This is a genomic window from Paenibacillus sp. J31P13 (assembly GCF_056269295.1).
In genome coordinates this window covers 19,464-31,560 of record NZ_JBWDNR010000013.1, presented here as the reverse complement: position 1 = coordinate 31,560, position 12,097 = coordinate 19,464, and the positions used below count along the sequence as shown (strand labels likewise).

Below are 12,097 nucleotides of genomic sequence, written 5' to 3'. Positions count from 1 at the left end.
CTTATCCCTCCAGCTCAAAACGGTAATCTTCTACAACCGTGTTCGCAAATAACTTCTCACACATAGCTTTAACGCGAATTTCCGCTTCTGCGCGGTCAGTCGTATCAAGCTCAAGCTCCAAATATTTGCCGATGCGCACTTTGCCGACTTCGGAGAAGCCAAGCGTGTGAAGCGCTCCTTGCACAGCTGTACCTTGTGGATCCAAAACATTTTGCTTGATAGTGACGTAGACGGTTGCCTTCATAATAGCCTCCTGAAAATGTTGTTTTTTTTGCTGTGGGAGTATGCGGAATGTGATGGTCGCGCGGGCGCGGGGGTTATTGCCTACGTCGCTTTCGAAGCCGGGAAATTCTGATTACACGCTATGCGGTAATTTCCCGGTCCTCAAGAAGCGATCGCTGTCGCTCTACGGCAACAACTCCCCGCTTTCCGCGCTCTCACATTCCCATAAAACCCACTTGCAAGTATGGTCGGTGAAGCCTCTTTTTGGTGGCCGCGCTTTCGCTGGCCACCTATGCTGCCAGCCGCTAACGCGACTGTTTTTTTTGCTCATACACTAGCAAAAAGGAAAAGTCATTAACAAACAATCCTATAGTTCAACGCCTGTTAAACGGCGGTAGATGTCGCGGTAGCGGGCCGTTGTTTCGGCTACTACTGATTCTGGCAATGGTGCTGGTTTGCTATCGCGGTCCCAGTCAGAGCCTAGCAGATAGGTGCGAACTGGTTCTTTGTCCATGCTGTCGATTTCAATGTCTAGCGCATAGTTGCCTTCTGCCCAGAAACGTGATGAATCGGGTGTGAAGATTTCATCAATAAGAATGACTTTGCCGTCGATAAGTCCAAATTCGAATTTGCAATCGGCAAGAATGATGCCATGCTTCGCGCAATACTCATGCGCGAACTCATATAGCTTGATACTACGGTCGCGAAGCTCTTCAGCAAGCTCTGCGCCGACCATTTCAGCCATTTTCTCAAAAGGGATGTCCTCGTCGTGACCAACATCATTTTTGGCAGCCGGTGTGAAGATTGGAGCGGGAAAACGTTCGTTTTTGTGCATGCCTTCCGGCAGCGCAATGCCGTTAATCGCTGATGTTTGCTGGTATTGCCGCCATCCACCGCCCGTGATATAACCCCGAACGACGCACTCGATATCAATACGTTCTGCTTTGCGAGTAACCATGATACGATTTTTGAGCAATTCCGGCTCCGTTACGATATCACCAAGCTTCTCTACATCGGTATGCACGACATGATTGACTTGAATACCTTCCGTTTGCTGGAACCAATACGCTGACAAGCGATTAAGCACATTGCCCTTATCTGGTACAGCGGGATCGAGCACGTAGTCGAACGCTGAGATTCGGTCCGTTACGACAATTAGGAAATGCTCGCCAAGATCATAGAGCTCACGAACCTTACCTTTGTAGATAAGCGGAGCCTTGATATAATCGACCGCAGTCGATAGAGCTTGCGGTTGTGCAGTCATGCGACTAGCCTCCTATTCATTCAATCCCAAGCGTGTGAAAATCGTATCAACATGCTTCAAATGCCAAGCTGGATTGAAGCAATCATCGATTTCTTCCGCAGTCAATACACTTGTAATCTCTTCCGTCTCACCGATAATATCGCGGAATTGACGTTGTGTTTCCCAAGCCTGCATCGCGCGCGGTTGAACCGTATCATAAGCTTTCTCACGGCTGAAGCCTTTGTCGATCAGCTTCGTCAATACGCGTCCGGAGAATGGCACACCGTAAGTTGCTTGCATATTGCGCTTCATGTTCTCTGGGAACACTTGAAGATTGTTAATGATATTGCCTAGACGGTTCAGCATATAGTTAAGCAGCATAGTCGCATCCGGTAGAATGATACGTTCAACCGAAGAATGACTGATGTCGCGTTCATGCCAAAGCGCGATATTTTCATAAGCCGTAACCATATGTCCGCGAATAACGCGGGACAAGCCGGAGATGTTCTCGCAGCCTATTGGATTGCGTTTATGCGGCATAGCAGATGAACCTTTTTGACCTTTTGCAAACGGCTCTTCCACTTCACGGAATTCGCTCTTCTGCAAAGCACGAATTTCAGTTGCAAATTTGTCTAGCGAAGAAGCAACCAAAGCAAGTGTCGCCATATATTCTGCATGACGGTCACGTTGCAGCGTTTGTGTGGAGATTGGAGCCGCTGTGATGCCTAGCTTGTTGCAGACGAATTCTTCAACGAAAGGATCGATATCAGCGAATGTGCCTACAGCGCCTGACATTTTACCGAATTGCACGCCGTTAGCCGCATGGTGGAAACGCTCCAGGTTCCGTTTCATTTCCTCGTACCATAGTGCCATTTTCAAGCCAAAAGTTGTTGGTTGTGCATGAACGCCATGCGTACGTCCCATCATTGGCGTCATTTTATATTGGATCGCTTTATTGCGTAGAATCTCAATAAAACGTTCGATGTCTTTGATAAGAATATCATTGGCTTGAAGGAGCAAATATCCGATTGCTGTGTCAACAACGTCCGTAGAAGTAAGGCCGTAATGCACCCATTTGCCTTCTGGACCTGCTTTTTCAGAAACAGCACGCGTAAATGCGATAACATCATGACGCGTTTCTTGCTCGATTTCGTAAATACGATCAATATCGAAGTCAGCGGAAGCACGAAGCGCAACTACGTCTTCCTTCGGAATAGCGCCTAGCTCGGACCAAGCCTCGCATGCGCAAAGCTCAACCTCAAGCCATGCTCTGAATTTATTTTCCTCTGTCCATATTGCTCTCATTTCCGGTCTGCTGTAACGCTCTAACATCAATCATTCACACCTTCCAAATAGTTGTCTCTTTAATCCAGCTAAGTGCAGCATCTGTATCTGGCGCTAAAACATTGACATGTCCCATTTTACGCTTGATGACAGCATCTTTCTTTCCGTATAAATGTACCTTTGGAGCAGCCTTAAGGCGTTCTGCCGATTCATCTCGGCGTGCCATCAGCTCAAGCAAAGGCTCGACATGCTGTCCCAGCACATTGACCATGACAACAGGACTCATCAGCGTCGTATCGCCAAGCGGCAAATTGCAAACCGCCCGCACATGCTGCTCAAATTGTGATGTTCGGCATGCCTCCATCGTGTAGTGACCGCTATTATGCGGACGAGGGGCAAGCTCATTTACGAAAAGCTCACCGTCAGCCGTATAGAACAGCTCCACAGCAATCAAGCCAACAACGCCAAGCCCTTCGGCAATTTTCATTGCCAAACGCTCTGCCTCACGCTGTACATCCTCACTAATTCGCGCAGGCACGATTGATAAGTGCAATATATTATCGACATGTATATTTTCCGCAACTGGGAAAGCTTTTATTTCACCCTGCGGACTTCTCGCCGCTATTACTGATAATTCCTTCTCAAAACGAATGAACTGCTCCAGTACGAGTTGTACGCCCGATCGTGCCAGCGTCTCATAGGCTTCCGGGATTTCCTCCTTGCTGCGGATGACCCATTGTCCTTTGCCATCATAACCGCCCATAGCCGTCTTCAGAACGCATGGCGTTCCAAATTTTTCTACAGCAGCATGGAGCTCATCTTCACTGGTAATTTCACAATAAGGAGCAACTTGCACGCCTGCCGCTTCAATAGCACGCTTCTCACGAAGGCGATGCTGTGTTGTATAGAGCAGCTGGCTGCCCTGCGGTACATAAGACTGAGCCATAAGCATCGCGGCTACTTCAGCATCTACATTTTCGAACTCGTAGGTGATGACATCAGAACGTTTGGCGAGCTCAAGGGCTGCTTCACGGTTGTCATAAGCGGCTATAATCTGATCCGCAACCTGACCTGTCGGTGAATCCTCAGTCGGATCAAGCGTGATGAACCGGTAGCCCATCGCGCTGCCCGCATTCGCCATCATTCGGCCAAGCTGTCCGCCGCCTAGAATACCGATAGTACTGCCAGGCAACAACGTTTTCATTGTACCTGATGCACCATGATCCCCATTAGGCGTTAATGATGTTTGTGCTTGCCGATCCTCGGCTCCATTACTCATAGCGTTTCACTGCTTTCAAGCACTTCCTGCTTCACACGCTCACGACGTGCAATTACACGCGCTTGCAGCTCAGGGTCGTAAGCTCCCAGCATTTGCGCAGCCAGCAGGCCCGCATTCGTGCCTCCCGCATTGCCGATCGCTACCGTTGCGACAGGTATGCCGCCTGGCATCTGTACAATAGATAGCAAGGAATCAAGTCCGCTTAAACTTGAAGACTTCACCGGAACGCCAATAACCGGCAAAATCGTCTTAGCAGCGACCATGCCTGGCAAATGTGCAGCTCCGCCAGCCCCGGCAATAATCACCTTAAGACCCCGCTCAACTGCGGTTTCTGCGTATTCAAACATTAAATCAGGTGTTCGGTGCGCCGAGACGACTTTTTTCTCATAAGGAATTTGCAATTCCTCCAGTACGTCACATGCTAACTTCATTGTGTCCCAATCTGACTTGCTGCCCATAATAACGCCTACCTTCGCAGACATGCGATCAAACCCACTTTCATCTATTAGAATAAAAAGCTTATAAACAAATTCTGCGCCTTCATTTCGATAAACCAGAAAAAGCCCAACAGCAACCATATGAATAGGAATGCCGCAGGACCTGAGCGGAAGCTTTAAAGGCCCGCATTCTACCGAATGATAGGTCACTCTAAAAAACTTCAATGAAGCTGACATCACATTTCAGCATGAGCCTTAGAGACAACAGAAGGCTGCCCCTTTTCAGAGGCAACCCATGTCCAATTCATAGGGCATCGATATGCTGTACATCAAATATGGCGACTCTCCACCCCGTCTCACTGCTTCGGAGGCGAGGGCTTGAATTCGCTTGTCACTTTCATTTTGCTCGTAGTCCGAAAATTATGGTTTCCGGGTAGAAACATTCAGGCCAAATCCCCAAATATATACGAGATGATTTTTTTGAAATATAAAAAAGGATGGATGCAAACGCCTATCCTTTGCTTCTAACTTTTCGTCAATAAATCTAAAGTTTGAAATGGATGGAAAAACGCTTTTCTAGTTCATGCGGAATGCTCCGCCTCAAGCCTATTCTAGTTTATCTAATCGTTAATCTGCTGTCAATAAAATACGAACATTAAAATAAGGTTCTTTTGAAAAGGTTCGCTTTTATTAATAAATGAAACAAAAAAAGAGATGCACATGCTAAAAATATGGTGTTTCGTCTATTTATACTAATTTCTGCCATTTATGGACTGAGATGACCGAACAAGCTCTTCTCATATGAACAGACTAGGATTCGCATCCCATGAATACAGTTATAATAGTACCCTTTTTGATGCAGACAGTAAACCAATAACCCGCCAAAGCGGAAAAAGCAAAGAAAGAACAAAGGAGGCTCTGCAATTGCAAATTCATGTCGTACAAAAAGGTGATTCCCTATGGCAGCTATCTCAAAAATATGACGTTCCCGTTAATGATATTGCCGCCGTTAACGGACTTAGCGATCAGAATGTACTCGTCATCGGTCAAGCGATCATTATCCCATCTGAGGCTGGCAGCCATAAGGTGCTGCATGGTGAGTCGCTATGGGCTATCTCCCAGCGGTACGGCGTGACACTGCAGGAGCTTGCCCGGATCAATCAAATTACCAATCCCGCTCTTATTTATCCCGGCCAAACGATCGTCATTCCGCAGCCTGTTAAAAGAGCAATAGAGGTGAATGCCTATACCGAGAAGTTTGGTGCAGCAGGCGTCGAAATTATTGAAGAGATCGGAGCTTACTTAACATACTTAAGTCCATTCAGCTATCGGGTTCAACCAGACGGCTCTTTCATTGCATTAGATGAAAATGCCATTATTCGTGCTGCCTATGAAAAGAGAGCAGTCCCCATGATGGTCATAACCAACTTTGAGAGCGGTACTTTCAGCCCCGAAATTGCTCATTCTATTTTAGCTGATACTGCCATACAGGATCGATTAATTACCGGCATTCTCGCCGTGATGAATGAAAAAGGCTATGTTGCGCTCAACGTAGATTTTGAATATGTGCCTCGCGATGACAGAGAGCTTTATAATGCTTTTTTACAAAAGCTCGTTGATACTCTGCATCCGCATAATTATCTTGTGTCCTCCTGTCTTGCTCCAAAGCTAACTGCCGATCAGCAAGGAACACTCTACGAGGCGCATGATTATCCCGCACATGGACGTATCGTCGATTTCGTCATTCTTATGACTTATGAATGGGGCTGGTCTGGCGGTCCTCCGCGTGCAGTCGCTCCTCTGAATGAAGTCGTTAAGGTGCTGAATTACGCCCTATCCGTCATGCCTCCAGAAAAAATAATAATGGGCATGCCGCTATACGGATATGACTGGACGCTGCCTTATGTCAAAGACGGCAAGTGGGCTCCAACTATTAGTCCCAAGGAAGCGCCCAATCGCGCATCGAAGTATGGGGCTGAAATCAAATACGATGATGAGAGCCAATCACCATACTACAACTACTACGATGATGAGGGCCGTGAGCATGTCGTCTGGTTCGAGGATGCTCGCAGTGTGCAGGCTAAGTTCAATATTGTAAAAACATATCAATTGCGCGGTGTTAGCTACTGGGTGCTTGGTGTACCGTTCCCGCAAAACTGGTATGTGCTTGGCGCTAATTTCACAATCAAAAAGCTTGTATAGCCGATGAATGGCATTTGCTTCATGCTTCTTTATTGCTAGCATTCCCTATGCTGAGATATACATCATGTAATAGTAAAAAAATGGTGAAGCAGTATCTTTCTCTGCTTCACCATTTCTATGTTAACGTTATTCCAGCCAAACCGTTTTAGCTGTAGCGGGAATCCGCTTAGGCTCAGGAGCGGTCATATCTGGGTATCCTAGATAAATGAGACCAACAATTTGCGCATCCTCTGCCAGCCCTAGTGTTTCTCTCATAAGAGGGTGATACATCGGATCGCCAGAACGCCAAATCGCGCCAAGTCCGTTTGCATGGGCAGCAAGTAGCAAGTTTTGAACAGCTGCTTGTACAGCTGCAAGCTCCTCCTTAAACACTGCACGGGGATTATCCGATTGCGTGCACACAGCGGCAATAACGACCGGTGAGCGGAATGCTTTCATGCGTTCTTTCGATAACGCATCTTCAAGTGCTTGGCCGCTAAGTCCTGCAGCAGCTTCGGAGTCGGCAAATACACGAGCATAACCCTCGCCCAGTCTGCCTCTGCCTTCCCCTGTCATCACAATAAATGACCACGGTTGTGTATTATGATGGCTTGGTGCCCATATCGCAGCTTCAAGCACTCGTTCAATCGTTGCACGATCAACAGGTTCCTTCTTTACTCTACCAATCGTTCTACGCGTTTTTATTGCCTCTTCAACGTTCATATCCGGCTTCTCCTCCATGTTATCCTATTTGAATAGATGCAAGTATTCTCCATAGCCCTCTTGCTCCAAATCAGCCTTTGCAATAAATCGAAGCGACGCGGAATTAATGCAGTAACGCAAACCCGTCGGTTGTGGTCCATCATCAAAGACATGACCTAAGTGAGAATCGCCTTCTTTGCTCCGTACCTCGACACGAACCATAAAGTGGCTTGAATCCGTGTGTTCCGTTACCGCAGCAGCCTGAAGCGGCTTCGTAAAGCTTGGCCAGCCGCAGCCCGCATCATATTTATCCCGTGAGCTGAACAGCGGCTCGCCCGATACGATATCCACGTAGATACCATCCTCGACATGATCCCAATACTCACCTGTGAAGGGACGTTCTGTTCCGCTATTTTGTGTGACCTCATATTGAATTGGCGTCAGCTTCTTCTTAAGCTCCGCTGTGTCCTTCTTCACTGTCCAATGTTCAGATATAAAAGCATCACGGCCAGAACCTTTGCGATAGTTCTTGTAACGGAATGGATTCGTTTTGTGATAACCCTGATGATAATCTTCTGCAGGATAAAAAGCTTTAGCAGGCTCGATTTCTGTCACAATCGGACGATCAAAGCGACCGCTGGCCTGGAGATCCGCTTTGGATTTCTCAGCCTGCGCATGCTGCTCCTCCGTATAATAATAAATGCCCGTCCGATACGATTCCCCGCGGTCATGGAACTGTCCGCCCGCATCCGTCGGATCGATCTGACGCCAGAAAATATCCAGTAGCTTCTCGTAAGGGAATACATCCGGATCATACGTAATTTGTACCGCTTCGGTATGCCCAGTTGTTTCGGAGCAAACCTCTTGGTAGGTTGGGTTTTCCGTATGTCCGCCTGTATAGCCAGATACGATGGAAATGATACCCGGCATTTCTTCAAATGGTGAAACCATGCACCAGAAGCAGCCTCCTGCAAACATGGCTTTCGCCTCATTACGGCCATTGCCGTTATTTATGATTGGTTGATCCATACTGATCACCCTCCTAATTGTTTCAATTCATATCGTACTTCTTTATTATACATGACGAGTATGGCTAACATCAAAAAAGAAAGGCTGCCGCATATAGCGGTCAGCCCTTCCATCTATTATTATTTAAAATCTTTAGCAGGCAAGAAAACAAATAAGATCGGGAGCGAGCTTGCTCCTGGTGAAGAATATTCAATCGTTACTTGTTTAGGCGCCTTTCCATCTGCATTATCCGGCTGCGTGTACAGCAGCACCCCTTCTGACAGATTGACATGTCCGCCTGTCGGCACAGCGATAACTTTTCCATTCACTTTTACGGCACCTTGGAAAATGCCTGCTCTCGGATTGAGCAGAATTCTTGTGCCGTTTGCAATGCTATTCAGTTTAATCGTTGTAACAGCGCCATACTCCCCGCCGTTATACGTCATACCTCCAGTAAGCGCATCTACACCGGCCATAACATCGCCGCGGCTGCCAATACGAAGCTTGCTTTCGGTTACGCCAACCTTTTGATTCACTTCAATTAATTGATCGGTATCAAAAAACAGACCGCGATTTCCGACTTTCTCGAGCTCCGGCAGTGTGAACACAGCGCTAACCGCATCCGTCGTTTCTCTAAGCGCCATCGTTGTGAAGGTCAATGGTCCATCCATATCCACATCAAGCAAGCCAGAGAAGCCTTCTGTCGGATTCATGACCATTTTCTCCATTTCCGGCAATAGTGCAGCAGATGTGCCTGGTTCAATAATCATCTCACGCGGAGCACTGCCTGTTAAATAACGTGTAATCGCAGCAGAGCCGAATTGCATCGCATTAACGCTCGGTCCTGCTAGACCTTTATTCCCAATAGTAAGCTTCACGCTCTCGCTTCCTTTATTGGTCACGACAACCGCAAGCTTCAGGCGCTCCTCAGAGCCATTGCGGTGATGAAGGAAAATACGGCTTGATTCACTCAGGTCATCCTCATACAGCAAGCCTTCATCCAAGAAGCGTTCAGGAGCGTTCGACATATACAGAGTACGTCCGCCCTTGGATTCCACTGTTCCCACTTCTGGGAAAGTATTCATCAGCTTCGCATCTAGAGCGAATTTATCACCGGGATTACCGTAACGCAGGTAATACTGGTACGGCGTGTACATTACTTCATCAGTGACAATAATGTCTTGTGTTTTCGTGGAGCTCTTTGCGCCATCATTATCCGTTACTTGCAGTGTTACCGTATAAACGCCCGGTTCGAAATACGTGCTTTTGCGTCCCGTCCATTCCGTCTTCATAATCTTACCATCAGGATCATAGCTGCGATCCTCGAATGCAATCGGTTCACCTTGCTTTACCTGAAGCGGAGCTGTAAAATCTGCAACCGGCTCTACATTTGGCTCCGGTTGAATGGTAATGCTGATTTGCTTAAGGCTGGCATTGAATGTGTAGCTTCCTGTCCATAGCTGCTTTATAGCTGATAACGGAACATGCATCGTGCCGTTAATTTGCATAGCTGCTGAGGGAAGAACGATATAGCTGCCATTGCGGTTCGTGCCGCGCATGTTGTTGTTCAATGTTACCTTGTTAAAATATGTATCAATATGAGTGCCTTTAGCATCATTATATACCTTCGCGCCAATCGCTCCTGCAATCGTACGAATTGGAATCATCGTGACTCCCTTTACTACCGGCAATGGCACTGCCAATTGCTGTGTTTTGCCATTGATCGACATTTGTTTCTGACCATGTACAAATACAATTTGTATCGGCTGACGCTCTGCCGCATTTGTTTTTGTCGGTACTCCAAACCCTGTCCCCGCTAGTGAAACTAATAATCCTGCTATTATGATCCTCTTCGCTATCCGTATACCTTTTTTCTGTTTGTTCATCTGGTTCTCCTTCCGTTTTGCCGCATCGACTGCCGCATCCCGAATAGTTAGACGCAGTAAACATACAAAATGTTCCGCAAGAAATTCAAATTTACAAGTAATTCCCAGTCTCAAGAGGGGACATCTATCAGTCACTTTGATACAATAGGAACACATCCGCAACAATTTCGGCCCCTTAGTACGTCTACTATAATGAGAAACAAGGCTTGCAGTTCGTTCATCCGATCTTCCATGCAAGTGACTAACAATAGAGGTGAATGAATAAAATGAGTGATTTAATTTTGGAACAACGTCCTGCCAGCTCCTATGAGAAGAAGACGCGAAGAAAGAAAGGAAAGAGCACCTTCCTCGTCTTTATCTGTATATGGATTGTACTTATAGGCTTAGGTATTTTCGGCGCAAAATGGTATACAGATCGTATTCAGCAAACGATCACTGCCAATCTAGAGAAACAAACCGCTGCGCAAATTTCAACCATGCAGCAAGACTATGAAGCCCGTATTTCGAAGCTGGAAACGAAGTATACGGCGGATCTGACCGAACTAAAGGGCAAGGTTGATGCACTGAACGAACTGCTTACATTCACTAAGGATAATGCCGACTCCAAAACAGACAATAGCAATAAGCTATATACGCAGCTGAACGAAGTGAAAAAGCAGCTGAACGAACTTCAAAAAAATCTGGACATGCTGAAATGAATATAACAGTCAAAACGTTGAATCGAACGGCATTGCTGGCATGCACACCTTTTTTGGGCATTATGATTTGGCTGCTCTTATCCGATATTGTCATTCAATTATCAGATAACGCCTTTCCAAGTACAGTTAACGAGCAAGTCATTAAACCTGCTGCTGATATTGGACCTGCCCTAGTCGGTCTTGATCAAGCGAGTCAAACGGCGGCACAAACGCGAGACTCCCTTCAAAAGCAGATCAAGCTCTATAATCAAACCAATGCGGATATGGCCAAAATATCATCCATGGCATCCTCGCAAGCGATGAGACCGCTCGTGATTTATGATCGCAACATAACGAAGCGACTAGGCAGTCCTGCTGCTACCATTGAGTCGGACAAGCTGAAAGCTCAGCTCTTCTACATAAAGGCGCAAAATTTCAATGCCTATGCTTTAAAGGTAAAGCTGAAGAGCAAGGATGCCATGACTATGACGCTAGGCGGGACTGAAATTGGTCAAGCAGAAACGACACTCGCTGCCGTGAATCGCCATCATGCAATCGCGGGAATTAATGGGGGCGGCTTTGCTGACGGACGAGGCAAGCGTTATCCATTAAGCACGACCATAGTAGACGGCGAATATGTAACAGGCTTCGAGCCTCCTCGAGCAGATTTGTTTTTTGTGGGACTGAATGACAAGAATGAGCTCATTGGCGGAAAATTTGCAAACAAGCAGCAGCTTGATGACAAGAATCCGAAGTTTGGCGCTTCCTTCGTACCGGTCTTGCTTCGAAGCGGCGCACCTCAGACGATTCCATCCAAATGGCAAACGAGTCCGAAGCGTGCTCCTCGAACCGTTATTGCCAACTTTAAGGATGACCAACTGCTGTTTCTCGTAGCAGACGGCTATAACGAAACCGGAAGCTCTGGAGCAACGCTTGAAGAAATGCAGCTTCTGCTTCAGCGTTACGGCGCAGTGGACGGCTATAATTTAGACGGAGGCGGCTCTTCCTCGCTCATTTTCAACGGCAGAGTCATTAATAAACCGTCAGACGGAGGGCTTCGCAAGCTTCCGACACATTTTTTATTTTTTAAATAATAATAAAATGCAGTGGCTGTATGATCGAGATTCCCGAATATACTATACCGAACTCCCTATAGGTGACTTCTGCTCTTTTTCACG

At 46.8% G+C, this 12,097-nt stretch carries 11 protein-coding genes and 1 riboswitch; of the genes, 3 read left to right on the top strand and 8 right to left on the bottom strand.

Features of this window, described 5'->3' with window-relative positions:
* Position 1: 1 nt before the first annotated feature.
* From purS to purE, 5 genes are all read right to left on the bottom strand, one after another.
* Positions 2 to 247 carry a phosphoribosylformylglycinamidine synthase subunit PurS gene (purS, locus tag AC0YOD_RS25935; RefSeq protein ID WP_475802298.1) on the bottom strand — a complete coding sequence of 82 codons (246 nt, stop codon included), beginning with the start codon at positions 245 to 247 and terminating at the stop codon, positions 2 to 4.
* Between the two features lie 342 nt (positions 248 to 589).
* A complete protein-coding gene (locus tag AC0YOD_RS25930) occupies positions 590 to 1,486 on the bottom strand; it encodes a phosphoribosylaminoimidazolesuccinocarboxamide synthase (protein WP_475802242.1) in 897 nt (298 codons plus the stop codon).
* Between the two features lie 12 nt (positions 1,487 to 1,498).
* Entirely contained in the window at positions 1,499 to 2,797 is a 1,299-nt protein-coding gene (gene purB, locus AC0YOD_RS25925) for an adenylosuccinate lyase (protein ID WP_475802241.1), read from the bottom strand.
* 7 nt (positions 2,798 to 2,804) lie between these two features.
* The gene (purK, locus tag AC0YOD_RS25920) at positions 2,805 to 4,028 is read right to left on the bottom strand and encodes a 5-(carboxyamino)imidazole ribonucleotide synthase (protein WP_475802240.1); all 1,224 of its coding nucleotides are present in this window, start codon (positions 4,026 to 4,028) and stop codon (positions 2,805 to 2,807) included.
* Positions 4,025 to 4,510 carry a 5-(carboxyamino)imidazole ribonucleotide mutase gene (gene purE / locus AC0YOD_RS25915; RefSeq protein ID WP_475802297.1) on the bottom strand — a complete coding sequence of 162 codons (486 nt, stop codon included), beginning with the start codon at positions 4,508 to 4,510 and terminating at the stop codon, positions 4,025 to 4,027. Before purE ends, purK begins: the two co-directional genes overlap by 4 nt.
* 344 nt (positions 4,511 to 4,854) lie before the next feature.
* A riboswitch (purine riboswitch) is annotated at positions 4,855 to 4,955 on the bottom strand.
* Between the two features lie 434 nt (positions 4,956 to 5,389).
* Here purE and AC0YOD_RS25910 point away from each other — a divergent pair.
* The gene (locus AC0YOD_RS25910) at positions 5,390 to 6,667 is read left to right on the top strand and encodes a glycoside hydrolase family 18 protein (protein WP_475802239.1); all 1,278 of its coding nucleotides are present in this window, start codon (positions 5,390 to 5,392) and stop codon (positions 6,665 to 6,667) included.
* A gap of 126 nt (positions 6,668 to 6,793) precedes the next feature.
* Here the strand turns inward: AC0YOD_RS25910 and AC0YOD_RS25905 are convergent, their stop codons facing one another.
* From AC0YOD_RS25905 to AC0YOD_RS25895, 3 genes are all read right to left on the bottom strand, one after another.
* A complete protein-coding gene (locus tag AC0YOD_RS25905; RefSeq protein WP_475802238.1) occupies positions 6,794 to 7,387 on the bottom strand; it encodes a nitroreductase family protein in 594 nt (197 codons plus the stop codon).
* 6 nt (positions 7,388 to 7,393) lie between these two features.
* Positions 7,394 to 8,377, bottom strand: coding sequence for a peptide-methionine (R)-S-oxide reductase MsrB (gene msrB / locus AC0YOD_RS25900; RefSeq protein WP_475802237.1), 984 nt, complete (start codon positions 8,375 to 8,377; stop codon positions 7,394 to 7,396).
* Between the two features lie 119 nt (positions 8,378 to 8,496).
* Positions 8,497 to 10,356, bottom strand: a complete 1,860-nt coding sequence (locus AC0YOD_RS25895; protein ID WP_475802236.1) for a stalk domain-containing protein — start codon at positions 10,354 to 10,356, stop codon at positions 8,497 to 8,499.
* Positions 10,357 to 10,508: 152 nt separating this feature from the next.
* Here AC0YOD_RS25895 and AC0YOD_RS25890 point away from each other — a divergent pair, with 152 nt between their 5' ends.
* Both AC0YOD_RS25890 and AC0YOD_RS25885 read left to right on the top strand, forming a co-directional pair.
* Positions 10,509 to 10,940, top strand: coding sequence for a hypothetical protein (locus tag AC0YOD_RS25890; protein ID WP_475802235.1), 432 nt, complete (start codon positions 10,509 to 10,511; stop codon positions 10,938 to 10,940).
* Positions 10,937 to 12,013 carry a phosphodiester glycosidase family protein gene (locus AC0YOD_RS25885; RefSeq protein ID WP_475802234.1) on the top strand — a complete coding sequence of 359 codons (1,077 nt, stop codon included), beginning with the start codon at positions 10,937 to 10,939 and terminating at the stop codon, positions 12,011 to 12,013. The genes AC0YOD_RS25890 and AC0YOD_RS25885 overlap by 4 nt, the downstream gene beginning before the upstream one ends.
* Positions 12,014 to 12,097: the final 84 nt, after the last annotated feature.